The sequence below is a fragment of the Pseudomonas sp. GL_090 genome (assembly GCF_057837765.1).
This window is the reverse complement of record NZ_CM174452.1, coordinates 3,550,235-3,574,853: the sequence shown is the minus strand read 5'-3', so window position 1 is coordinate 3,574,853 and position 24,619 is coordinate 3,550,235. Positions and strand designations below refer to the sequence as shown.

General features: G+C 61.2%; 21 protein-coding genes. 13 read left to right on the top strand and 8 right to left on the bottom strand.

The window, feature by feature from the left end:
- Position 1 precedes the first annotated feature (1 nt).
- The 5 genes from AC3ITA_RS15895 to gloB all read right to left on the bottom strand — a co-directional run bounded on the left by AC3ITA_RS15895 (position 2) and on the right by gloB (position 7,316).
- Complete coding sequence (locus AC3ITA_RS15895) at positions 2-1,075, bottom strand: microcin C ABC transporter permease YejB (RefSeq protein ID WP_223547164.1); 1,074 nt, start codon at positions 1,073-1,075, stop codon at positions 2-4.
- A gap of 4 nt (positions 1,076-1,079) precedes the next feature.
- The gene (locus AC3ITA_RS15890) at positions 1,080-2,921 is read right to left on the bottom strand and encodes an extracellular solute-binding protein (protein ID WP_489277791.1); all 1,842 of its coding nucleotides are present in this window, start codon (positions 2,919-2,921) and stop codon (positions 1,080-1,082) included.
- Positions 2,918-4,738: an extracellular solute-binding protein gene (locus AC3ITA_RS15885; RefSeq protein WP_489280801.1), complete on the bottom strand. Its 1,821-nt coding sequence runs from the start codon at positions 4,736-4,738 to the stop codon at positions 2,918-2,920. Before AC3ITA_RS15885 ends, AC3ITA_RS15890 begins: the two co-directional genes overlap by 4 nt.
- A 277-nt stretch (positions 4,739-5,015) precedes the next feature.
- Complete coding sequence (locus AC3ITA_RS15880; protein WP_150672952.1) at positions 5,016-6,449, bottom strand: transglycosylase SLT domain-containing protein; 1,434 nt, start codon at positions 6,447-6,449, stop codon at positions 5,016-5,018.
- A 99-nt stretch (positions 6,450-6,548) separates the two neighbouring features.
- Entirely contained in the window at positions 6,549-7,316 is a 768-nt protein-coding gene (gloB, locus tag AC3ITA_RS15875; RefSeq protein ID WP_095946202.1) for a hydroxyacylglutathione hydrolase, read from the bottom strand.
- Positions 7,317-7,381: 65 nt separating this feature from the next.
- Here gloB and AC3ITA_RS15870 point away from each other — a divergent pair, with 65 nt between their 5' ends.
- The 5 genes from AC3ITA_RS15870 to AC3ITA_RS15850 all read left to right on the top strand — a co-directional run bounded on the left by AC3ITA_RS15870 (position 7,382) and on the right by AC3ITA_RS15850 (position 12,648).
- On the top strand, positions 7,382-8,140 hold the full coding sequence (locus AC3ITA_RS15870) for a class I SAM-dependent methyltransferase (RefSeq protein ID WP_095946203.1): 759 nt from the start codon (positions 7,382-7,384) through the stop codon (positions 8,138-8,140).
- 92 nt (positions 8,141-8,232) lie between these two features.
- The gene (gene rnhA / locus AC3ITA_RS15865) at positions 8,233-8,685 is read left to right on the top strand and encodes a ribonuclease HI (RefSeq protein ID WP_007979123.1); all 453 of its coding nucleotides are present in this window, start codon (positions 8,233-8,235) and stop codon (positions 8,683-8,685) included.
- A 195-nt stretch (positions 8,686-8,880) separates the two neighbouring features.
- The gene (gene dnaQ / locus AC3ITA_RS15860) at positions 8,881-9,639 is read left to right on the top strand and encodes a DNA polymerase III subunit epsilon (RefSeq protein ID WP_095946204.1); all 759 of its coding nucleotides are present in this window, start codon (positions 8,881-8,883) and stop codon (positions 9,637-9,639) included.
- 124 nt (positions 9,640-9,763) lie between these two features.
- Positions 9,764-12,019 carry an Orn/Lys/Arg family decarboxylase gene (locus AC3ITA_RS15855; protein ID WP_095946205.1) on the top strand — a complete coding sequence of 752 codons (2,256 nt, stop codon included), beginning with the start codon at positions 9,764-9,766 and terminating at the stop codon, positions 12,017-12,019.
- Between the two features lie 14 nt (positions 12,020-12,033).
- Positions 12,034-12,648 (top strand): GNAT family N-acetyltransferase, encoded by a 615-nt coding sequence (locus AC3ITA_RS15850; RefSeq protein ID WP_095946206.1) that lies wholly within the window; start codon positions 12,034-12,036, stop codon positions 12,646-12,648.
- Here AC3ITA_RS15850 and AC3ITA_RS15845 read toward each other — a convergent pair.
- Positions 12,614-13,507 (bottom strand): LysR substrate-binding domain-containing protein, encoded by an 894-nt coding sequence (locus tag AC3ITA_RS15845; protein WP_489277787.1) that lies wholly within the window; start codon positions 13,505-13,507, stop codon positions 12,614-12,616. The two genes, AC3ITA_RS15850 and AC3ITA_RS15845, sit on opposite strands and share 35 nt — an antisense overlap.
- Positions 13,508-13,595: 88 nt before the next feature.
- Entirely contained in the window at positions 13,596-13,823 is a 228-nt protein-coding gene (locus AC3ITA_RS15840) for a hypothetical protein (RefSeq protein ID WP_095946208.1), read from the bottom strand.
- A 175-nt stretch (positions 13,824-13,998) separates the two neighbouring features.
- Between AC3ITA_RS15840 and AC3ITA_RS15835 the strand changes: the two genes are divergently transcribed.
- Complete coding sequence (locus AC3ITA_RS15835; RefSeq protein ID WP_095946209.1) at positions 13,999-14,559, top strand: NADPH-dependent FMN reductase; 561 nt, start codon at positions 13,999-14,001, stop codon at positions 14,557-14,559.
- 184 nt (positions 14,560-14,743) lie between these two features.
- On the opposite strand, the gene AC3ITA_RS15830 is transcribed toward AC3ITA_RS15835, so the two are convergent.
- A complete protein-coding gene (locus AC3ITA_RS15830; protein ID WP_414928826.1) occupies positions 14,744-15,694 on the bottom strand; it encodes a DUF1853 family protein in 951 nt (316 codons plus the stop codon).
- A gap of 117 nt (positions 15,695-15,811) precedes the next feature.
- Here AC3ITA_RS15830 and AC3ITA_RS15825 point away from each other — a divergent pair, with 117 nt between their 5' ends.
- From AC3ITA_RS15825 to AC3ITA_RS15795, 7 genes are all read left to right on the top strand, one after another.
- Positions 15,812-16,702 carry an NAD(+) kinase gene (locus AC3ITA_RS15825; RefSeq protein ID WP_057398469.1) on the top strand — a complete coding sequence of 297 codons (891 nt, stop codon included), beginning with the start codon at positions 15,812-15,814 and terminating at the stop codon, positions 16,700-16,702.
- Complete coding sequence (locus tag AC3ITA_RS15820) at positions 16,702-17,673, top strand: metallophosphoesterase (protein WP_095946211.1); 972 nt, start codon at positions 16,702-16,704, stop codon at positions 17,671-17,673. The genes AC3ITA_RS15825 and AC3ITA_RS15820 overlap by 1 nt, the downstream gene beginning before the upstream one ends.
- Positions 17,670-18,539: a rhomboid family intramembrane serine protease gene (locus AC3ITA_RS15815; RefSeq protein WP_095946212.1), complete on the top strand. Its 870-nt coding sequence runs from the start codon at positions 17,670-17,672 to the stop codon at positions 18,537-18,539. The genes AC3ITA_RS15820 and AC3ITA_RS15815 overlap by 4 nt, the downstream gene beginning before the upstream one ends.
- A 33-nt stretch (positions 18,540-18,572) precedes the next feature.
- Positions 18,573-18,833 (top strand): YeaC family protein, encoded by a 261-nt coding sequence (locus AC3ITA_RS15810; RefSeq protein WP_056727623.1) that lies wholly within the window; start codon positions 18,573-18,575, stop codon positions 18,831-18,833.
- The gene (locus tag AC3ITA_RS15805) at positions 18,830-19,660 is read left to right on the top strand and encodes a DUF2797 domain-containing protein (RefSeq protein ID WP_414928825.1); all 831 of its coding nucleotides are present in this window, start codon (positions 18,830-18,832) and stop codon (positions 19,658-19,660) included. Before AC3ITA_RS15810 ends, AC3ITA_RS15805 begins: the two co-directional genes overlap by 4 nt.
- A gap of 10 nt (positions 19,661-19,670) precedes the next feature.
- Positions 19,671-22,328: an aminopeptidase N gene (gene pepN / locus AC3ITA_RS15800; protein WP_489277782.1), complete on the top strand. Its 2,658-nt coding sequence runs from the start codon at positions 19,671-19,673 to the stop codon at positions 22,326-22,328.
- Positions 22,329-23,552: 1,224 nt separating this feature from the next.
- Positions 23,553-24,605 (top strand): WD40/YVTN/BNR-like repeat-containing protein, encoded by a 1,053-nt coding sequence (locus tag AC3ITA_RS15795; RefSeq protein WP_489277780.1) that lies wholly within the window; start codon positions 23,553-23,555, stop codon positions 24,603-24,605.
- Positions 24,606-24,619 lie beyond the last annotated feature (14 nt).

Genomic DNA, 24,619 nt, shown 5'->3' with positions numbered 1-24,619 from the left:
CTCAATGCTCCCGGCTTTCGAAGTCGATGCGCGGATCGACAAGGGTGTAGGTGAGGTCGCCGATCAGTTTCACCACCAGTCCCAGCAGGGTGAAGATGAACAGCGTGCCGAACACCACCGGGTAATCGCGGTTGATCGCCGCCTCGAAACTCATCAGCCCGAGGCCGTCGAGGGAGAAGATCACCTCCACCAGCAACGAGCCGGTGAAGAAGATGCCGATGAGGGCCGAGGGGAAGCCGGCGATCACCAGCAACATGGCGTTGCGGAACACATGGCCGTAAAGCACGCGGTGGTTGGTCAGGCCCTTGGCCCTGGCGGTGATCACGTACTGTTTGTTGATCTCGTCGAGGAAGCTGTTCTTGGTCAGCAGGGTCATGGTCGCGAAGTTGCCGATCACCAGCGCTGTCACCGGCAGCGCCAGGTGCCAGAAGTAGTCGAGGATCTTGCCGCCCATGCTCAGTTCATCGAAGTTGTTCGAGGTCAGCCCGCGCAAGGGGAACCAGTCCAGGTAACTGCCGCCGGCGAACACCACGATCAACAGGATGGCGAACAGGAACGCCGGGATCGCATAACCGACGATGATCGCCGAACTGGTCCAGACGTCGAAGTGGCTGCCGTGCCGCTTGGCCTTGGCGATCCCCAGCGGGATCGACACCAGGTACATGATCAGCGTGCTCCACAGCCCGAGGGAGATCGACACCGGCATCTTTTCCTTGATCAGGTCGATGACCTTGGCGTCGCGGAAGAAGCTGTCGCCGAAATCCAGGGACGCATAGTTCTTGACCATGATCCACAGGCGTTCCGGCGCCGATTTGTCGAAGCCGTACATGTGCTCGATTTCCTTGATCAGCGCCGGGTCCAGGCCCTGGGCGCCGCGATAGGCCGAGCCTGCCACCGACACTTCGGCACCGCCGCCGGCGATGCGGCTGGTGGCGCCTTCGAAGCCTTCGAGCTTGGCGATCATCTGTTCCACCGGCCCGCCCGGGGCAGCCTGGATGATCACGAAGTTGATCAGCAGGATGCCGAACAGGGTCGGAATGATCAGCAACAGTCGCCGAAAAATGTACGCCAGCATCTGATTACTCCGTGCCCGCAGGATCGGCCTGCAGTGTGGTTTCGACTTCTATTGCCGGCTTGATATCGGGCTTGACCCACCAGGTGGCCGTGCCGATGTCGTACTTGGGCGAGACCTTGGGATGGCCGATGTGGTTCCAGTACGCCACGCGCCAGGTCTTGATGTGCCAGTTGGGTATTACGTAATAGCCCCATTGCAGCACCCGGTCCAGCGCCCGGGCGTGGGCCACCAGGTTGTTGCGCGAATCGGCGTTGATCAGTTGCTCGACCAGTTGATCGACCACCGGATCTTTCAGGCCCATGGAGTTGCGGCTGCCGGGCTTGTCGGCGGCATCCGACATCCAGAATTCCCGCTGTTCGTTACCCGGCGAGTTGGACTGCGGGAAGCTGCCGACGATCATGTCGAAGTCCCGGGAACGCACACGGTTGATGTACTGCGAGACGTCGACCCGGCGAATCACCAGGTCGATGCCCAGGTCGCTCAGGTTGCGCTTGAAGGGCAGCAGCACCCGTTCGAATTCGGTCTGGGCCAACAGGAACTCGATGACCACCGGCTTGCCGGCGGCGTCGACCATCTTGTCATCGACGATGCGCCAGCCGGCCTCCTGCAACAGTTGATAGGCTTGCCGTTGCTGGGCGCGGATCATGCCGCTGCCGTCGGTGGTCGGGTTCTGGAAGGCTTCGCTGAATACCTGCGGCGGCAGCTTGGCGCGGAACGGTTCGAGGATCGCCACCTGATCGGCGTCAGGCAGGCCGGTGGCGGCCATTTCCGAGTTCTCGAAGTAACTGCGGGTACGCGCGTAGGCGCCGTTGAACAGTTGCTTGTTGGTCCATTCGAAATCCAGCAACAGCGACAAGGCCTGGCGCACGCGCACATCCTGGAACACCGGGCGGCGCAGATTGAACACGAAGCCTTGCATGCCGGTCGGGTTGCCATTGGGGATCTGTTCCTTGACCAATCGACCTTCGGTGACCGCCGGCGTGTTATAGGCGTTGGCCCAGTTCTTCGCGGTCATTTCCAGCCAGTAGTCGAACTGCCCGGCCTTGAGCGCTTCCAGAGCCACGGTGTTGTCGCGGTAGTAATCGGTGGTCATCACGTCGAAGTTGTAGAAGCCGCGATTGACCGGCAAGTCCTTGCCCCAGTAGTCCTTGACCCGCTCGTAACGCACCGAGCGTCCGGCCTTCACTTCACTGACCTTGTACGGGCCGCTGCCCAGCGGGATTTCCAGGTTGCCCTTGTTGAAGTCGCGGTCGGCCCACCAGTGCTTGGGCAGCACCGGCAACTGGCCGAGGATCAGCGGCAGTTCGCGGTTGTTGGTGTGCTTGAACTTGAACAGCACGGTGAGCGGGTCTTCGGCGATCACTTCGGCCACGTCGTTGTAGTAACCGCGGTACATCGGCGCGCCGTCCCTGGTCAGCATCTGGAAGCTGAACACCACGTCCTCGGCGCGTACGGGATGGCCGTCATGGAAGCGTGCTTCGGGGCGCAGGTAGAAGCGCACCCAGGCGTTGTCCGGGGCTTTTTCGATCAGTCGGGCGATCAAGCCGTACTCGGTGAACGGCTCGTCCAGGCCTTGCTTGGCCAGGGTGTCGTAGATGTTGCCGATATCGTCCGCCGGCACGCCTTTGCTGATGAAGGGGTTGAGGCTGTCGAAGCCGCCGAAACCGGCCTGACGGAAAATCCCGCCCTTGGGCGCATCCGGGTTGACGTAGTCGAAGTGTTTGAAATCGGCCGGGTATTTCGGCGGTTCGTTGTACAGGGTCACGGCATGTTGCGGGGCGGCGCAGGCCAGCCCGGCGAACAACAGACCGCTGGCCTGCAGGAGCAGGGTACGGATGGGTCTCATTGATCTTTCTCCGAAGATTTCAGCCACCACGCATTCAGGCCCAGGGTGTAGGGCGGCGTGGTGACGAAGGCGAGCCGATTGCGGTACGCCAGACGGTGATTATTGAGGTACCAGTTGGGCACGATGTAGTGCTGCCACAACAGCACGCGGTCGAGGGCCTTGCCGGCGGCGACCTGTTCATCGCGGGTCTGGGCGGCCAGCAACTGCTCGAGCAAATGGTCGACCACCGGGTTGGCAATGCCGGCGTAGTTCTTGCTGCCCTTGACCCCGGCCTGGCTGGAGTGAAAGTACTGCCATTGTTCCAGGCCCGGGCTGAGCGTCTGGTTGAGGGTCATCAGAATCATGTCGAAATCGAACTGGTCGAGGCGCTGCTTGTATTGCGCGCGATCGACCGTGCGCAGCCGCGCATCGATGCCGATGCCGGCCAGTGTCTCGACGTAAGGCTGGAGGATGCGTTCCAGGTTCGGGTTGACCAGCAGCAGCTCCAGTCGCAAGGGCTGTCCGGCGGCGTTCTGCAGGCGCTGGCCATTGAGCTTCCAGCCGGCCTCGCCGAGCAGGCCGAGGGCTTTGCGCAAGGTTTCCCGGGGGATGCCGCGGCCATCGGTCTGCGGCAGGCTGAACGGCTCGGTAAAGAGCCTGGCCGGCAGTTGCTCGCGATAGGGCTTGAGCAACAGCCATTCATGCCCGACCGGCAAACCGCTGGCCGAGAATTCGCTGTTGGGGTAATAGCTCATGGCGCGTTGGTAGGCGCCACCGAACAGCGTGCGGTTGGTCCATTCAAAGTTGAACATCAGCCCCAGGGCTTCACGGACCCTGGTGTCCGAGAACGCCGGACGGCGGCTGTTCATGAACAGGCCTTGGGTCTGGGTCGGGATCTGATGGGGAATCTGTGCCTTGATCACCTCGCCGCGGCGTATGGCGGGGAAGTTGTAGCCGGTGTCCCAGTTCTTCGCCTGATGTTCGATGTAGATGTCGAATTCACCGGCCTTGAACGCCTCGAACGCCACGTCGCTGTCGCGGTAGAACTCGACCTCCATGCGGTCGAAGTTGTACTTGCCACGATTGACCGGCAGGTCCTTGCCCCAGTAATCCTTGACCCGTTCGAAGACGATCTGCCGCCCCGGTGTGGCCGAGGTGATGCGATACGGCCCGCTGCCCAGCGGCGGCTCGAAAGTGGTGGCCTTGAAGTCGCGGCCTTTCCAGTAGTGTTGCGCCAGCACCGGCATTTCACCCAGGCGCAGGATCAACAACGGATTGCCCGTACGCTTGAACACGAAACGAATCCGCCGGGGGTTGAGGATATCGACCCGCGACACTTCCTGAAGGCTGGTGCGGTACAGCGGATGGCCTTCCTTGAGCAACACGCGATAGGAGAACGCGACGTCGTAGGCGGTGATCGGCGTGCCGTCATGGAAGCGTGCTTCGGGACGCAGGTTGAACACCACCCAGCTGCGGTTCTCGTTGTACTCCACCGACTGGGCGATCAGGCCATAACTGGATGCGGGCTCGTCACCCGAGGGTGCGTATTGCCCCGTGCCGACCATCAGCGGTTCGTTGAGTTCGTTGATGCCGTATTGCAGGAAGCTCGGTGTGGTGACCGGGCTGGTGCCCTTGAAGGTATAGGGGTTGAGTGTATCGAAGGTGCCAAACGCCATGACCCGCAACGTACCGCCCTTGGGCGCTTGCGGGTTGACCCAGTCGAAGTGGGTAAATCGGGCCGGGTACTTGAGCGTGCCGAATTGCGCATAACCATGGCTTTCGCTGATCGTCGCGCTTGCGGTGGAACTCAAGGCCAGGCTGATCAGGAACAGGGGCAGGGGACGCTTCAAATAAGGGATCCGGTCCGGGCGGCTTGGGCATTGTGCACCGTACAGTAACAGCTTGTATGGACAGGAAAAAGACGGGAGATTAATGCGCGGTATCGGCCAAGCAACAATCCCTGTGGGAGCGAGCCTGCTCGCGATGACGGCGTGTCAGTCGCCATCAATGCAAACTGATAAGCCCTCATCGCGAGCAGGCTCGCTCCCACAGGTTTTTGTGCTGCCCACAAAACTGTGAAGGCATAAAAAAGCCCCTGGATTCAGGGGCTGTTTTTTAATGCGGATTGGCCACCGTCAACATCTGGCCAGGCTTGAGCGCCTGGCCGACACGCGGGTTCCAGCGCTTGAGGTGCTGCATCTCAACGTTGAAGCGCTTGGCCACGATGTACAGCGAGTCGCCTTGCTGGACCTTGTACTTGGTCTGCTGCTTCTTCGCATTGGCTGCGATTACGGTGTTGACGCGCCCGGAGTTGCGTTTGCCGGTGTCCTGCATGACCAGGGTCTGACCGGCCTTGAGATTCTTTCCGCTCAGTTTGTTCCAGCGTTGCAGGTCCTTCACGTCGACGTTGTTGGCTTTGGCGATGGAACCGAGGTTGTCGCCCCGCTTGACCCGGTAGGCGCGCTTGACGCTGGCGACCTGGGTGTCGTCGGCACCTTCGAAGACCGGCTTGAGCGATTTCTTGCTGATCAGTTCTTCAGGACGCATGGTCTGCAGGCTGCTGGTCAGCAGTTGAGCCTTGGAGGTCGGAACCAGCAGGTGCTGCGGGCCATCAAGGGTGGTGGTGCGCTGCTTGAAAGCCGGGTTGAGCTGGAACAGTTCGTCTTCGTCGATGTTGGCGACTTCAGCAACCTTGGACAGGTCCATGCGCTGATTGATTTCGACGACCTGGAAATACGGTTCGTTGGCGATCGGGTTGAGGTTCACGCCGTAGGCTTCCGGCGCCATTACCACCTGCGACAGTGCCAGCAACTTTGGCACGTAGGCCTGGGTTTCGGAGGGCAGTGGCAGGTTCCAGTAATCGGTCGGCAGGCCGAGGCGTTCGTTGCGCTCGATGGCCCGGCTGACGGTGCCTTCGCCGGCGTTGTAGGCTGCCAGGGCCAGCATCCAGTCGCCGTTGAACATGTCGTGCAGGCGGGTCAGGTAATCCAGCGCGGCGGTGGTCGACGCGGTGATGTCGCGGCGGCCATCATAGAAACGGGTTTGACGCAGGTTGAAGTAACGCCCGGTGGACGGGATGAACTGCCAAAGACCCACCGCGTTGGCCCGGGAATAGGCCATCGGGTTGTAGGCACTTTCAATCACTGGCAGCAGGGCCAGTTCCAGCGGCATGTTGCGTTCTTCAAGGCGCTCGACGATGTAGTGAATGTAGAGGCTGCCACGTTCGCCGGCGTTTTCGAGGAAAGATGGATTGCTGGCGAACCACAGGCGCTGTTGCTCGATGCGCGGGTTGACGCCCAGCCCGTCCTGCAGCTGGAAGCCCTGGCGCATGCGCTCCCAGACGTCCTGGGGGATTTGCGGGCTGGGTTTTTCGCTGAGCCAGATCGGCTTCTGCTTGGCGCGCGCGGCGATGTTCTGCGCGTGCGCCGCATCGGTCTGCGGCGCATGGCTGGAACAGCCCGCCAGGGTGGCGGACACAGCCACCGCTATGGCTTGAGCCAAGCGGGTCAATGCGTCTGAACTGATGGCTTTGCGAATAGGTGACGACATTGGCTGGAAGTAAGTTCCGGGCAAAAATGTCGGGCGATTCTAGAAAGCGCACCCTGCGCGGTCAACCTTTCAGAATTGTTGCAATCTTGAGAGACCCCTTTAGAACCTGTCTTTCCACGCTCGAAGCGCAGCAAAAACCATATCGGGCGCCGAGTTATCGGTGCCGGTCCGTTCGTCCGCTTTTTCTTTAACGGATGTTTCACCGGAGCGCAAAAACGGGTTTGTGAGCTTTTCCAGCGCCAGTGTCGAGGGCAGCGTCATGATCCCGGAATCCCGTTGGCGGGTGACTTTGGCCAAGCGTTCGGCGGTGTCCGGGTTGTTCGGTTCGACGGCCGCGGCGAACTTCAGGTTGCTGAGGGTGTACTCGTGGGTGCAGTACACCAGCGTGTCATCCGGCAAGCCGGCCAGGCGTGTCAGCGAGCTGTACATTTGCTGTGGGGTGCCTTCGAACAAGCGTCCGCAGCCGGCGGCAAACAGTGTGTCACCGCAGAACAGCAAGCCGTGATGGTAGTAGGCGATGTGCCCCAATGTGTGACCCGGGACCGCGATGACGTCGAAATCCCAGCCGAGCACGCTGACCTTGTCGTTGTCCTTGAGCGCAACGTCCCGCCCCGGGATCGTTTCGCTGGCCGGACCATAGACTTTCGCGTCCGTCGCTTTTTTCAGCTGTTCGACGCCGCCGACGTGGTCATGATGGTGATGAGTGATCAAAATATCACTCAGTACCCAGCCCGGATTGGCACCGAGCCAGGCTTGCACGGGGGCGGCATCACCCGGGTCGACGACCGCGCAGCGCTTGCTGCCGTGATCTTGTAATAACCAGATGTAGTTGTCGGTGAAGGCGGGCAGGGCAGTGATCTGTATCATCGTCGGATTCGCCAAGCGGAAAACATTGGCGCATCTTAGAACTTCCTGGCGCGTTGGAGAATGCAATGACTGATAAAGCGTTCGCACAAGCCGATCCTGACTGGCTGGCGTTGATCAGCGCCGCCCGCGAGTGGCTGGCCGGTCCCATCGGGCAATTTTTGCTGGACGAAGAGCGCCGCATGCTCGAAGACGAGCTCGGACGGTTCTTTGGTGGCTATCTGGTGCATTACGGCCCCTCGGCCCAGACCCCGCCGTCGGCTCCCCAGGTGCAGCGCAATGTGCGCCTTGGCGCGCCGTTGCCGGGGGTCGAGATCGTTTGCGAGGAACAGGCCTGGCCGCTGAGCGAACATGCCGCCGATGTGGTGGTGCTGCAGCATGGCCTGGATTTCTGTCTGTCACCCCACGGTCTGCTTCGCGAGGCGGCCAGCAGCGTACGTCCTGGCGGGCATTTGCTGATCATCGGCATCAACCCCTGGAGCAGTTGGGGCCTGCGGCATGTGTTTGCCCAGGATGCACTGCGCAAGGCGCGCTGTATTTCGCCGTCACGGGTCGCGGACTGGCTTAACCTGCTGGGCTTCGCGCTGGAGAAACGCCGCTTCGGGTGCTATCGTCCGCCGCTTGCGTCACCGGCGTGGCAGACCCGCCTGGCCGGTTGGGAGCGCAAGGCCGGAGACTGGCAATTGTCGGGCGGCGGCTTCTATTTATTGGTGGCGCGCAAGATCGTGGTGGGCTTGCGTCCGCTTCGCCAGGAGCGGCGCGAACCGATGGGCAAGCTGATCCCGTTGCCGATGGCCAAGGTCAACCGGCGCAACATCGAACCGTAATACACACTTTTCATTTGCGGCCGGGCCTGTCCCGGCTTCGGGCGTCGTCGGTCAGCGATCGGCGGGCCAACGCATTTTCTGGATAGATTGGCATGAGCGATAGCGTAGAACTGTTCACCGACGGCGCCTGCAAAGGCAACCCTGGCCCTGGCGGCTGGGGCGCACTGCTGGTGTGCAAGGGCGTCGAAAAGGAACTGTGGGGCGGCGAGGCCAATACCACCAACAACCGCATGGAACTGATGGGCGCGATCCGTGGCCTGGAAGAGCTCAAGCGTCCCTGCGAGGTGCTGCTGGTGACCGACTCCCAGTACGTGATGAAAGGCATCAACGAGTGGATGGACAACTGGAAGAAGCGCGGCTGGAAAACCGCGGCGAAGGAGCCGGTGAAAAACGCTGACCTGTGGAAGCTGCTCGACGAGCAGGTCAACCGCCACAAGGTCACCTGGAAATGGGTGCGCGGACACATTGGCCATCACGGCAACGAACGGGCCGACCAGTTGGCCAACCGTGGCGTCGATGAAGTGCGCGGGTACAAGCAGGGCTGATTCCGTTCAACCGATACACCGAGTCGCGGCCCATCGCGAGCAGGCTCGCTCCCGCAAGGGATCTTCGGCATATGGAGATCAATTGTTGGAGCGAGCCTGCTCGCGATGGACGTCACACGGTCTGACTGAAAGACCCCGGCGAGCGTGTTAACATCGCCGCTTTTGCACGATTGACCGATTGAGAGCTGAGCACTGATGGCCACCAGATCCGTTGTACTCGACACCGAAACCACCGGCATGCCGGTGACCGACGGCCACCGGATTATCGAAATCGGTTGTGTCGAGTTGATCGGCCGACGCCTGACGGGTCGGCACTTTCACGTATACCTGCAACCCGATCGCGAAAGTGACGAGGGCGCCATCGGCGTCCACGGCATCACCAACGAATTCCTCGTGGGCAAGCCGCGTTTTGCCGAGGTGGCCGAAGAGTTCTTCGAGTTCATCAAGGGCGCGCAGCTGATCATCCATAACGCGGCGTTCGACGTTGGCTTCATCAACAACGAATTCGCCCTGATGGGCCAGCAGGACCGCGCGGACATCACGCAGCACTGCTCGATCCTCGACACCCTGATGATGGCCCGGGAACGTCACCCGGGGCAGCGCAACAGCCTCGATGCCCTGTGCAAACGCTATGGCGTCGACAACTCCGGCCGTGAGCTGCACGGCGCCTTGCTCGACTCCGAGATTCTCGCCGACGTTTACCTGACCATGACCGGCGGCCAGACCAGCCTGTCCCTGGCCGGCAACGCCTCCGATGGTAATGGCTCCGGTGAAGGGGCGGACAACTCGGCCACCGAGATTCGCCGTTTGCCGGCGGGCCGCCAGCCGACGCGCATCATCCGCGCCAGCGAAGACGACCTGGCCCGCCACGCGGCGCGCCTGGAAATCATCGGCAAATCCGCGGGTGCTCCGGCGTTGTGGGTGCAGTTGGCCGAGGCTGAAGCGCAGGCTTGACCCTTTCAAAAAAAGGGACACCTTGTGACCCATTTCAGGGCATCCCGCTCGCCACATCCGCTGCAACACTCTACCCTGAGGTGATTGGCAGGCTCTGGTCTGCCGCCTCGGGACACTGAGCCTCATGTACAAAGACTTGAAATTCCCGGTCCTGATTGTCCATCGCGACATCAAGGCCGACAGCGTCGCCGGCGACCGTGTGCGGGGAATTGCCCGGGAGCTGGAGCAGGAAGGGTTCAGCGTGGTCTCGGCGGTGGACTACACCGAAGGACGTCTGGTGGCGTCGACTTACCATGGCTTGTCCTGCATGTTGATTGCCTCTGAAGACGCCAGCTCCCATTCCCATCTTTTACAAAACATGGCCGAGCTGATCGGTCTGGCGCGGGTGCGTGCGCCGGATCTGCCGATCTTCGCCCTGGGCGAAAAAGTGACACTGGAAAACGCGCCGGCCGACGCCATGGCCGAGCTCAATCAGTTGCGCGGCATTCTTTACCTGTTCGAGGACACCGTGCCTTTTCTCGCCCGGCAGGTGGCCCGTGCCGCGCGCAAATACCTCGATGGCCTGCTGCCGCCGTTTTTCAAGGCGCTGGTGCAGCACACGGCGGACTCCAACTACTCCTGGCACACTCCCGGTCACGGTGGTGGCGTGGCGTATCACAAAAGTCCGGTCGGGCAGGCGTTTCACCAGTTTTTCGGGGAAAACACCCTGCGCTCGGATCTTTCGGTGTCGGTGCCCGAGCTCGGCTCCTTGCTCGATCACACCGGCCCCCTGGCTGAAGCGGAGGCCCGCGCGGCACGCAATTTCGGCGCCGATCACACCTTTTTCGTGATCAATGGCACCTCCACGGCCAACAAGATTGTCTGGCACTCGGTGGTTGCCCGCGATGACCTGGTGCTGGTGGATCGCAATTGCCACAAGTCGGTGCTGCACTCGATCATCATGACCGGCGCGATCCCGTTGTACCTGTGTCCGGAGCGTAATGAGCTGGGGATCATCGGCCCGATTCCCCTGAGTGAGTTCAGCCGCGAATCGATCCAGGCCAAGATCGACGCCAGTCCGCTGACCAAGGGCCGTTCACCGAAGGTCAAGCTCGCGGTGGTGACCAATTCGACCTATGACGGCCTCTGCTACAACGCCGAGCTGATCAGGCAGCAACTGGGCAATAGCGTTGAGGTATTGCACTTCGACGAGGCCTGGTACGCCTATGCGGCGTTTCATGAGTTCTTTGCCGGGCGCTACGGCATGGGTACGTCCCGTGATGAAGACAGCCCGTTGGTGTTCACCACCCATTCGACCCACAAGTTGCTGGCGGCCTTCAGCCAGGCATCGATGATTCACGTGCGCGATGGCGGTGCGCGGCAACTGGACCGGGATCGCTTCAACGAAGCGTTCATGATGCACATCTCGACCTCGCCGCAGTACGGCATCATCGCCTCGCTGGATGTGGCGTCGGCGATGATGGAAGGGCCAGCCGGGCGTTCGCTGTTGCAGGAAATGTTCGACGAGGCCCTGAGTTTTCGCCGGGCGCTGGCCAATTTGCGCCAACACATTGCCGCCGATGACTGGTGGTTTTCGATCTGGCAGCCACCGTCGGCAGAAGGCATCGAGCGGGTCGTCACCGAGGACTGGTTGCTGCAACCCGATGCCGACTGGCACGGCTTTGGCGGCGTGACCGACGATTATGTGCTGCTCGACCCGATCAAGGTCACGCTGGTGATGCCGGGATTGACGGCCGGTGGCGCCCTCAGCGAGCGCGGGATCCCGGCGGCGGTGGTCAGCAAGTTCCTTTGGGAGCGCGGCCTGGTGGTCGAGAAGACCGGGCTGTATTCGTTCCTGGTGTTGTTCTCCATGGGCATCACCAAGGGCAAGTGGAGCACGCTGCTCACCGAGTTGCTGGAGTTCAAGCGCAGTTACGACGCCAACGTCGGTCTGGCCAGTTGCCTGCCCTGCGTGGCCCAAGAGAATGTCGCGCGCTATCAGGGCATGGGTCTGCGTGATCTGTGCGATCAGTTGCATGCCTGTTATCGCAGCAATGCCACCGCCAGGCACCTCAAACGCATGTACACCGTACTGCCGGAAGTCGCGATGAAGCCGGCGGACGCCTATGATCAATTGGTGCGAGGTGAAGTCGAGGCCGTGTCGATCGATGCGCTGGACGGGCGGATCGCCGCGGTGATGCTGGTGCCGTATCCACCCGGCATTCCGCTGATCATGCCGGGCGAGCGTTTTACCGAGTCGACTCGCTCGATCATTGATTACCTGGCCTTTGCCCGCACGTTCGATAGCAGTTTTCCGGGGTTCGTTGCTGATGTGCACGGATTGCAACATGAAGATCAGGGCAGTGGGCGGTGCTACACCGTCGATTGCATCAAGGAATGAGGACCTTTCCCAGTATGCAGCCGGTTATAAATCCGAATTTCCCAGGGTTGTCGGTACGGGTTGCCGACGAGGGTTTTGCCGCCTACATCTGGGGCAGTGATTTCAGTTTCGAGGTCGCGGCCTACGGAGCGGCGGAAATAGGCAAGCCAGTGGCACAATGGCCGGTCACTCCGATCACGCCCTATCGCAAGTGCTACGGCATCGATCCCGAAGAGTTCAGCAGCTTTCGCGATGCCGCCGACAGTGCGATTTTCATGGCGTATCTGGATGACCAGCCTGTGGGACACCTGGTAGTCAGTACCAACTGGAACGGCTTTGCCCATATCGACGAGCTGGCGGTGCACGCACCTGGCCGGCGACATGGCGTGGCCAAGTCCCTGCTGGATGTGGCACATTTCTGGAGCCGCAAGAAAAAGCTTCCGGGCATCATGCTCGAAACCCAGAACAACAACCTGGGGGCCTGCCGGCTCTATGAACGCTGCGGTTACGTGCTTGGCGGGATCGACCACCTGCGCTATCGCGGCATCGATCCGAACACCGCCGAAGTGGCGCTGTTCTGGTATCGACTGTTTGAAAACCCGCTGGAAAACCCGTTCAGTTCGTCAGCATCGCCGCGGCTTGTTCCGTGACGATGGCCAACAGTGCCTGAACCGCCGCAGAGGGTTCGGCGTTTTTCAGGGTCAGGGCGTAAAGGCTGATCGGGACCGCTGGTGCCAGTGGGCAGGCGTCCAGGCCCGAGGCTTTGGCGCCGAGGGCGGTGAAGGGGTCGACGATGGCCAGCCCTTCGCCGGCCTCGACCATGCTGCGCATCATCTGATGCGTCTGGACCCGGGTTTGAATCACCGGGGCAGGGCGCAAGCCGTGCAATTTGTTTTCCAGCGCCGGGCTCAACGGATCGTGCCCCTCCAGGCCGATCATCGATTGGCCGGCCAGATCCTGCAGTGAAATGTATTTCTGTTTCGGTTGCAGCCAGCCATGGGGCGCGAGCAACTGGAGTTTGCCCTGGGCAATCACCTGGCAGTCGAGGTCGGCGTGATCGGGGTCATGCAGGCTCAGGCCCAGATCGCTTTCACGCAGCAGCAGGCTTCTGACGATGTCGCGGGTGGGCTGGCTCAGCAGTGTGCAAGGCGCATCGGGCAGGCGCCGGCGCAGGGCCACGATGCTGTGTGGCAACAATTGGTTGGCCAGAGGCGGGGTGCAGATGATGCGCAGCGGCGGCGCCAGGTATTGCCTGAGGCTGTTGGCCAGACGCTGCACCGGTTCGAGCGCATCGTAGACCCGGGCAATTTCCACCTGCAACTCCCGCGCTTCGCGGGTAGCCTGCAATCGTCCGCGCACGCTGGCGAACAGCATAAAACCCAACTGATCCTCGGCGTCGCGCAGCAAGTGCTCGACTTCGGCCACCGGCAACTGCAGCCATTCGGCGGCGGTGCCCAGGTGACCGGTCTGCAAGAGCGCCTGGATCACTTCGATATGGCGTAAGCGCATGCGTGAAGTCCATGTTCAGCAGGTGGAGGAGTCAGTGGCTGAATCCTACCCCAAGTCCGCGCATATGACTTCTGCTCATAACGACGGGTTATGAAACGCTGGCGGTTTGCGGTTCGCGGGTAATGGTCACGCCGGTTTGCACCAGCATGAATTCATTGTCGTCGACCTTGTTGACACGGTCGCCAATGGCCAGCTTGTAGGTGGTGACAGGGCCTGAGCCGTCTACCGCCGGGGTGGAGTCCTGGAACTCGTGCACCGAATAAATACGGCCTTGCGCATCTCTTGCATGGAACTGACCGACGAGTACTGCTGCCATCTGTTTAGAACCTCTGGAGATAAATCACTCAATTTGCGGCACTGTAGACCGTGCATGGGCGAGGTAAGTTTTCCTACGGGAAAAAAATAGTCAGGGACGGTGTTTTCGGTCGCCCGCTGCTTGAATCGTCATCTATAACTACAAGCTCTTCCTATCGGACAGTCGAGAAACTCTTATGAGCAACGTCTATACGATCGCCGTCGTGGTCGGCAGCTTGAGAAAGGAATCGATCAACCGCAAGGTCGCACGGGCCCTGATAGAACTGGCGCCGGCCAATCTCAAGCTCGACATCGTCGAAATTGGCGATCTGCCGCTCTATAACGAAGACATCGATGGCGCTTCACCGCCGGCAGCCTACAGCACTTTCCGACAACAGGTGAGCTCATCCGACGCGGTGTTGTTCGTGACCCCGGAATACAACCGATCGGTGCCGGCACCGTTGAAAAATGCGATTGACGTCGGTTCTCGCCCTTATGGCAAGAGTTCGTGGAATGGCAAGCCTGGCGCCGTTATCAGTGTTTCGCCGGGGGCCGTCGGCGGGTTCGGTGCCAATCACAACCTGCGTCAATCCATGGTGTTTCTGAATGTGCCGATGATGCAGCAGCCGGAGGCCTATCTGGGGAACGCCGGTTCGGCATTCGACGAGGCGGGCAAGCTTTCTGAGTCGGTCAAGCCGTTCCTGCAAAATTTCATCAATGCCTATGGGCAATGGGTTGAGCAGCACAAGAAGGTTTGATGGTCATTGATCAGCGTATTGTCCTGCCAGGCGCTGGGCGGTTATCTCTTTAGGCCGGGCTGGCCCCTTCGCGAGCAGGCTCGCTCCCACAGGAATCTTCAGTGGATACAAGATTTGTGTTCGGCTGGGACCCATTGTGGGAGCGAGCCTGCTCGCGATGAGGCCGGCTCAGACACAGCAGAACTCAGGCATTACCCGGCACATTGGGCCAAAGGTCCGACACCAGAAACAATCGCTCGGCCTCTTCCCAGTCGCCATTGGCATTTTCCGTCAGGCGCACCAGCAGTTGTGCCGGCGCCAATGGGTCCAGGTCATCCAGCCATGCCTGCATCTGTCCGGGGTTCCAGGTGTGCTCGGCCGAATAATGCGCCGGCGCCAGCCAGGCGTGGCGGGGCAGGGGTTGCCAGCGGCCGGGCGGGCTCTGGGCCAACAACGCCGGCCAATCCTTTTGATGCAACCAGCGACCGCGCAAATGTTGCGGATGGGCACCCGATGGCGGGGCGGCTTGTCCGGGCCATGGGTACAGCAAGTATCCCCCCAGCCACAAATGGGCGCTGAACGCCTGGATATCCAGCGCCGCCAGCACTTCACGGCTCTCGGCGCGAGCGGAAATCGGCAACTGATGCTGGCTCAGATGCGCCAGTTTGCGGTCGAGTCGGTCGTGGCAGCCGGGGCCCAGCCACTGGGAGGTGTCGTGTCCGTCGCCGGATTGCGGGCCGAGGTAGAGCTTGATCGCCAGTTCCAGGTGATGCACGCCGTCGCGGTCGCGCAGCAGCATGTCCAGTTCACCCAGGGTGTGCCCCTCGCGGCGAATCGGCATGTTGGCGGCAATCAGCTCAATGCCCGGCGCATGCTGCACGGCGAATTGCCAGAGGCGTTCGTAGTACAAACCCAGGCGTCGGGTCCGGGCCTGGGCCAGCCAGTGCAGCAGACCATAACTGTCCCGATCCAGTTGCCGCAACCAGTGCTCCAGGCGATCCGGTGCCTGCACCCAGTCGCTGCCGGCCAGCGGGTGGCGCTGCGGCCACGGGGTATCGTCCAGCATGGGCGGCGCGAGGATGACCCACGCCAGGTCACGCACTTCGGGATGGCGTAACTGATGGGGCAGGTGGAGCAAATCGGGAAATAGCATCATCTTGCGAGCATAGCCCGAAACCCGGGCACACCCTTGAAGCTGAAAGGATTTTGTCTACGGGCGGCTTTCGCCCATAATCGTGGTTTTCGCCGCCACGCAGATCCCCGCAGGAGCCCCATGGAGCAATTTCGCAATATCGGCATCATCGGTCGCCTGGGCAGTTCCCAGGTGCTGGATACCGTCCGCCGACTGAAACGGTTTCTGCTCGATCGTCACCTGCACGTGATCCTCGAAGACACCATCGCCGAAGTGCTGCCAGGGCACGGCTTGCAAACCTCGTCGCGCAAGATGCTTGGCGAAGTGTGCGACATGGTCATCGTGGTCGGTGGTGACGGCAGCCTGCTCGGTGCCGCCCGGGCATTGGCCAGGCACAATATTCCGGTGCTCGGCATCAACCGCGGCAGCCTGGGTTTCCTCACCGACATCCGTCCCGATGAGCTGGAAACCAAGGTCGCCGAAGTGCTGGACGGCCACTATCTGGTGGAAAACCGCTTCCTGTTGCAGGCCGAAGTCCGTCGCCACGGCGAGGCCATCGGCCAGGGCGACGCACTGAACGATGTGGTGCTGCACCCCGGCAAATCCACGCGAATGATCGAGTTCGAGCTGTACATCGACGGCCAGTTCGTCTGCAGCCAAAAGGCCGACGGCCTGATCGTCGCGACGCCGACCGGTTCCACCGCCTACGCGCTGTCCGCTGGCGGACCGATCATGCATCCAAAGCTCGACGCTATTGTGATTGTGCCGATGTACCCCCATACCTTGTCGGGTAGACCCATCGTGGTCGATGGCAACAGTGAGCTGAAAATCGTCGTGTCCAAGGATATGCAGATTTACCCGCAAGTCTCGTGCGACGGGCAGAACCACTTTACCTGCGCGCCGGGGGACACCATTACCGTCAGTAAGAAAGCCCAGAAACTGCGGCTGATCCATCCGCTTGACCACAACTACTATGAAGTCTGCCGGACCAAGCTCGGCTGGGGCAGCAAGTTGGGGGGTGGAGGCGACTGATGCTCGATCCCGCGCGTAGCTACGACCTGATCGGTGACGTGCACGGTTGCGCCCTGACCCTGGAGCACTTGCTCGACCGACTCGGTTATCACAAGCAGGGAGGTGTCTGGCGGCATGCCTCGCGCATGGCGGTGTTCGTCGGCGATATCATCGACCGCGGCCCGCGGATTCGCGAGGCACTGCATATCGTCCACGACATGGTCGAGGCCGGTCAGGCGCTGTGCATCATGGGCAACCATGAATTCAACGCACTGGGCTGGAGCACGCCGGCGCTGCCCGGCAGCGGCAAGCAGTTCGTGCGCGAGCACACGCCGCGCCATGCCCGCCTGCTGCACGAAACCCTGACCCAGTTCGAACACCATCCGGGTGACTGGCACGACTTCCAGCAATGGTTCTACGAGCTGCCGTTGTTCGTCGATGCCGGGCGTTTTCGCGTGGTCCACGCCTGCTGGGACGCCGGCCTGATCGAGCCGCTGCGGGCCTTGTTCCCCAACGGCTGCGTCGACGAGCATTTTGTCCAGGCGTCGGCGCAGGCGGGCTCCTTTGCCTGCACCGTATTCGACCGGCTGCTGCGTGGCACGGACATGCGCTTGCCCCATGGCCTGACCATGACCAGCGGCGATGGCCTGGTGCGTTCGTTCTTCCGGACCAAGTTCTGGGAAGACGATCCGAAAACCTACGGCGATATCGTGTTCCAGCCGGATGCGCTGCCCGAACCCGTGGCCCGGACGCCGCTGACGTCCACCGAAAAGAACAGTTTGCTGCGCTACGGCATCGATGAGCCGCTGTTGTTCGTCGGCCATTACTGGCGCAGCGGCAAGCCGGCGCCGATCCGGCCGAACCTGGCCTGTCTGGATTACAGCGCGGTGCTGTACGGCAAACTGGTTGCCTACCGACTGGATCAGGAAACCCGCCTGGATCCGCAAAAATTCGTCTGGGTCGATGTCGAGCGGCCGGAGGTGCTGCAATGAGTGCTGTAGCGGTATTGCGTCTGCCCCTGGCGGTGGACTTGAGCGGGTTCGTCACTTTGCTCAAGCGCATGCAAGTGCCCCATCGGGTCAGCGAAGAAGCTGGCGAGCAGGTGCTGTGGGTGCCGGACAACATCAGCGAAGACGTGCGTGCGCTGTACGAACGTTTTCCGGCGGGTGACCCCGACCGGCAACTGGACATTCCGCTGGCGCAAACCATCAAGCGTCCGGGGTTCGTCGAGCAGTTGAAATACGCCAGGGCTACCGCGCTGGTATTGCTGCTGAGCATGATCGTCGGCGCGGTCACCTTGCTGGGCGACAACCTTGAAACGATGCGCTGGCTGACCTTCCTCGAATTCCGCGTGGTCGGCGAATACATCCACTTCACGCCACTGGCCGACAGCCTGGCGGCGGGGCAGTGGTGGCGCCTGGTCACGCCGATGCTGATCCACTTCGGCATCCTGCACCTGGCGATGAACGGCATGTGGTACTGGGAACTGGGGCGGCGCATCGAGTCGCGCCAGGGCAGTATCAACCTGATCGGCCTGACCTTGCTGTTCAGCCTGGTGTCCAACTTCGCCCAGTATCTGTTCAGCGGGCCGACCCTGTTCGGCGGTTTGTCCGGCGTGCTGTACGGCCTGCTCGGGCATTGCTGGATCTTCCAGCTGCTGGCGCCGAACCCGGCTTATCGCCTGCCGCGCGGCGTGCTGGTGATGATGCTGGTGTGGTTGCTGCTGTGCCTGTCCGGGCTGGTCTCGATGATCGGCTTCGGCGAGATCGCCAACGCGGCCCACGTCAGCGGGTTACTCATCGGATGCTTCACCGGTTTGTTGGGCGGTTTGTATAACCGCCGTAAACTGGCCGCCTAATTTAAGAACATGCAATAAAGAGACGGAGACCCAATGTCCTCTTTTAACGAAATGATCAACAACATCACCCCCGATATCTACGAGAGCCTGAAGCTGGCCGTGGAAATTGGCAAATGGTCCGACGGTGGCAAGCTCACCGCCGAACAACGCGAGTTGTCGCTGCAGGCGATGATCGCCTGGGAAATCCAGAACCTGCCCGAGGACCAGCGCACCGGCTACATGGGCCCGCAGGAATGCAGCTCCAAGTCGATTCAAGTACCGAATATCCTGTTCAAGTCGGATGCCATCCATTGATCGAGATTGGTCGCGGTGCAATCAGCAAAATGTCGGCGCGTCTGGACGGGCCGAATGTGCAATACGCATTTCGTCTGGGCGAAACCGAGGTCCCGGTCAATCCGTTGATCGGTACCACGGTGCGCCTGGAATACCTGGGGGCGATCCACTGCACCCATTGCGGGCGCAAGACCAAGACCAGTTTCAGCCAGGGTTACTGCTACCCGTGCATGACCAGACTGGCCCAGTGCGACGTGTGCATCATGAGCCCGGAGCGCTGCCACTTCGAGGCCGGAACCTGCCGGGAACCCGAGTGGGGCGAGAAGTTCTGCATGACCGATCACGTGGTGTACCTGGCCAACTCGTCGGGGGTGAAAGTCGGGATTACCCGCGCCACCCAGTTACCGACCCGCTGGCTCGACCAGGGTGCGAGCCAGGCGTTGCCGATCATGCGCGTCTCGACCCGCCAGCAGTCCGGTTTCGTTGAAGACCTGTTCCGCAGTCAGGTGGCCGACAAGACCAACTGGCGTGCTTTACTCAAGGGCGATGCAGCGGCGGTGAACCTGGCCGAAGTCCGCGATCGACTGTTCGACAGCTGCGCCGAAGGCTTGCTCGGGTTGCAGCAGCGATTTGGCTTGCAGGCGATCCAGCCGGTGACCGACGTCGAACCGCTGGAAATCCGCTACCCGGTCGAGCAGTACCCGGCGAAGATCGTCAGCTTCAACCTGGACAAGAACCCGATTGCCGAAGGCACGCTGATGGGGGTCAAGGGCCAATACCTGATCTTCGATACCGGCGTGATCAACATTCGTAAATACACGGCTTACCAGCTCGCCGTGCATCAGTAAGGACTCCAGCATGCGCACCGAACAACCGAAGATGATCTACCTCAAGGACTATCAGGCACCCGAGTACCTGATCGACGAAACACACCTGACCTTCGAGTTGTACGAGGACCACAGCCGGGTCCATGCGCAACTGGTGATGCGCCGCAACCCCGAGCGTGGCCCGGGCCTGCCGCCGCTGGTGCTGGACGGCCAACAGCTGGAACTGCTGTCGGTCACTTTGGCCGACCGTGAGCTGAGCGCCGCCGACTATCAGTTGAGCGAGAGTCACCTGACCCTGCATCCGGCCAGCACCACCTTCACGGTCGATACCAGTGTCCGGATCCACCCGGAAACCAACACCGCGCTGGAAGGCCTGTACAAGTCCGGCACGATGTTCTGCACCCAGTGCGAGGCCGAAGGCTTTCGCAAGATCACCTATTACCTCGACCGCCCGGACGTGATGAGCACCTTCACCACCACGGTCGTCGCCGAACAACACAGCTATCCGGTGCTGCTGTCCAATGGCAACCCGATCGCCTCCGGTCCCGGTGAAGAGGGCCGGCACTGGGCGACCTGGGAAGACCCGTTCAAGAAACCGGCGTACCTGTTCGCGCTGGTGGCCGGGGACCTGTGGTGCGTCGAAGACAGCTTCACCACCATGAGCGAGCGCAACGTGGCGCTGCGCATTTACGTCGAGCCGGAAAACATCGACAAGTGCCAGCACGCCATGAACAGCCTGAAGAAGTCCATGCGCTGGGACGAAGAGGTCTACGGTCGCGAGTACGATCTGGACATCTTCATGATCGTCGCCGTGAATGACTTCAACATGGGTGCCATGGAGAACAAGGGCCTTAACATCTTCAACTCCAGCGCCGTGCTCGCCAAGGCGGAAACCGCCACCGACGCCGCGCACCAGCGTGTCGAGGCGATCGTCGCCCACGAATACTTCCACAACTGGTCGGGCAACCGCGTGACCTGCCGCGACTGGTTCCAGCTGTCGCTCAAGGAAGGCTTCACCGTGTTCCGCGATGCCGGTTTCTCCTCGGACATGAACTCGGCCACGGTCAAGCGCATCCAGGACGTGGCCTACCTGCGCACCCACCAGTTCGCCGAGGACGCCGGCCCCATGGCCCACGCCGTGCGCCCGGACAGCTTCATCGAGATTTCCAACTTCTACACCCTGACCGTGTATGAAAAGGGCTCGGAAGTGGTCGGCATGATCCACACTTTGCTCGGCGCCGACGGCTTCCGCAAAGGCAGCGACCTGTACTTCGAACGCCACGACGGCCAGGCCGTGACCTGCGATGACTTCATCAAGGCCATGGAAGATGCCAACGGTGTCGACCTGACCCAGTTCAAGCGCTGGTACAGCCAGGCCGGTACACCGCGTCTGGCGGTAAGCGAGTCCTACGATGCAGCCGCGAAAACCTACAGCCTGACCTTCCGCCAGAGCTGCCCGCAAACCCCGGACAAGGTTGAAAAACTGCCGTTCGTGATCCCGGTCGAGCTAGGCCTGCTGGACCGCAAGGGCGGCGAGATTGCCTTGCGTCTTGCCGGTGAAGCCGCCGCCCAAGGCACGACCCGCGTGATCTCGGTAACCGAGGCCGAGCAGACCTTCACCTTCGTCGACATTGCCGAACAACCGCTGCCATCGTTGCTGCGTGGCTTCTCGGCGCCGGTGAAGCTGAGCTTCCCGTACAACCGTGATCAGCTGATGTTCCTGATGCAGCACGACAGCGACGGCTTCAACCGCTGGGATGCCGGCCAGCAACTGTCGGTGCAGGTGCTGCAAGAGCTGATTTCCCAGCAGCAGAAGGGCGAAGCGCTGGTACTCGATCAGCGTCTGGTGTCGGCGCTGCGCACGGTGCTCTCGGATGAGTCGCTGGATCAGGCCATGGTCGCCGAAATGCTGTCGCTGCCGAGCGAGGCGTACCTGACCGAGATCAGCGAAGTGGCAGATGTCGAAGCGATTCACACGGCGCGGGAGTTTGCCCGCAAGCAACTGGCTGACGCATTGTTCGAAGGCCTGTGGCTGCGTTATCAGGCCAACCGCGATTTGTCGAAGCAGACGCCGTACGTGGCCGAAGCCGAGCACTTTGCCCGTCGTGCCTTGCAGAACATCGCGCTGTCCTACCTGATGCTCAGCGGCAAGCCAGAAGTATTGGCGGCGACCCTGGAGCAGTTCGACGCGTGCGACAACATGACCGAGCGCCTGACTGCACTCGCCGTGTTGGTCAATTCGCCCTTCGAAGCCGAGAAGGCCAAGGCGCTGGCCAGCTTCGCCGAGCACTTCAAGGACAACCCGCTGGTCATGGACCAGTGGTTCAGCGTCCAGGTCGGCAGCGTGCTGCCCGGTGGCTTGGCACGGACCAAAGCGTTGATGCAGCACCCGGCGTTCAACATCAAGAACCCGAACAAGGTGCGGGCGCTGGTCGGTGCGTTTGCCGGGCAGAACCTGATCAACTTCCATGCCGCCGACGGTTCCGGGTATCGCTTCCTGGCGGATCTGGTGATCGAGTTGAATGGCTTCAATCCGCAGATTGCTTCTCGGCAGTTGGCGCCTTTGACTCGCTGGCGCAAGTACGACAGTGCTCGTCAGGCTTTGATGAAGGGGGAGCTGGAGCGGATTCGGGCTTCGGGGCAGTTGTCCAGCGATGTGTTTGAAGTGGTCAGCAAGAGTTTGGCTTGATCTTGGCTTTTGAACTTGGCGGCCTTCGGGCCGACCAGGTTCGTGGGTTGATTGAGTACATATCCGTTGCTGCGGTAACGGCGGCTTATGGTTTCGCCCTTACGGCGACTCACTTTTTTACAAGCGCCTAAAAAAGTAAGCAAAAAACGCTCGCCCCTTACGTACGGCCCCTCGCTTAGGCTCGGCGTTCCTTCGCTCCGGCATTCATCCGGGGGCATCGCCCTCCGGTTGGCTTCGCTGGCACCTACATGCGATGAGTTCGACTGCGTCGAACGGCGCTGCGCGCCAATCCCCGGATGAACACCTCCACTCAGCCTGCCGATGGGGCGGGTGGATCAAGATCAAGAGCTGCAGGCGAGCTAACGCTCGGCCTGATGAGTGGTGAGAAGCGGCGCGGTGTACGCCGCTCTGCCTTTGCTTTTCTGTGGGAGTGAGCCTGCTCGCGATGGCGGTATGACAGTCGACCGAGTCCCATCTGCTTGCACCCGGTTTTTCAGAGATCCATAGCTGCTTTGGCTTTGGCTTTGGCTTTGGCTTTGGCTTTGGCTTTGGCTTTGGCTTTGGCTTTGGCTTTGGCTTTGGCTTTGGCTATGGCTTTTGATCTTGATCTGGCTTTTGATCTTTTGCCCCTTCGGCAGGCCGAGCGTAGGTGTTCATCAGGGGGTTAGGCGCGCAGCGCCGTTCGACGAAGTCGAACACATCGAGAGGAGGTCGTCGCGAAGCAGACCGGAGGCGATGCCCCCTGATGGACACCGTAGCGAGGGAACACCGAGCCTTGGCGAGGTGCCGTACGTCGGGGCAAAGCCTTTTGCTTACTTTTCGGCGTTTGGAAAAGTGAGTCGCTGTAAGAGCGAAACCGTCAGCAGCCGTTACCGCAGCAACGGATATGTACACCGATTCGATAAGTAGCCGTTACGACAGCAACGGATATGTACTCCGAACACCGAACACCGAACACCGAACACCGAACACCAAACACCAAAACCGCAATCACCCCACCTGATACCCAACCATTCAGAACAACCCCCATCCCCCCCCGGTTAACAAAACATAACATGGCGTCGATTGTCAGGCATTAAAAAACACCGATAGGATAAGCCAGCTTCCGAAGGGGCTCTGGATTGCGGGTTTCAGGACTATGCTCTGAAACAGCCGGTCCAGACACGCACCCTTGCGGCGCCCAGAAAGGTTGAACGACCTAACAATAATAATGGGAGAAGGTCTATGAGTGAGCCTGTCATGGGTGTGGGTATCTGCCGCCCGCCGGCACTACGCAAAATCGCGTTGCTGGCCACAGCGCTCTCGCTGTTGGGCTCTGCCATGCTGTCGGCGCCTGCGCTGGCCGCGGCGGCGCCTGCATCCGATGTTGTTTATTCCATTGAATCGGCCAAGGCTGCCAAAAGCCTGATGCTCGATGTCGTCCACGCCGGCAAGCGCCTGGTGGCGGTCGGGGACCGTGGGCACATCCTGTATTCCGATGACCAGGGCGCCACCTGGACCCAGGCCAAGGTCCCGACCCGGGCCCTGCTGACGTCGGTGTTTTTCGTCGATGACAAGCACGGCTGGGCCGTCGGCCATGATGCGCAGATCCTCGCCAGCGATGATGGTGGCGCGACCTGGACCAAGCAGTTCGAAGACCTGACGCGCGAATCGCCGCTGCTCGATGTCTGGTTCAAGGACGTCGACAGTGGCTTTGCCGTGGGCGCCTACGGCTCGCTGATGGAAACCACCGACGGTGGCAAACATTGGGAAAACGCCAGCGACCGCCTCGACAATGAAGACCAGTACCACCTGAACGCGATCGCCGCGGTCAAGGACGCCGGGCTGTTCATTGTCGGCGAGCAGGGCAGCATGTTCCGCTCCGCGGACTGGGGCCAGACCTGGGAGAAAATCGAAGGTCCGTACGAAGGCTCGCTGTTCGGCGTGATCGGCACGGCGCAGCCCAATACGCTGCTGGCCTACGGACTGCGCGGCAACCTTTACCGTTCCACGGACTTCGGCAGCAACTGGGAGCAGGTCGAGCTCAAGGCTGAACGTGGCGACCTGGAGTTCGGGCTATCCGGTGGCACGCTGCTCGACGACGGTTCCATCGTGATCGTCGGCAATGGCGGTTCGGTGATTCGCAGCAGTGACAATGGCGAGACCTTCAAGGTGGTCAACCGTTCGGACCGTATTTCGGTCTCGGCAGTGACTGCGGCAGGCAATGGCAATCTGGTTCTGGCCGGGCAGGGCGGCGTTCGCGTCACTTCGCCAAACGGTACCGAGTCGGGTAAATGAGCCGGGTTAATAAT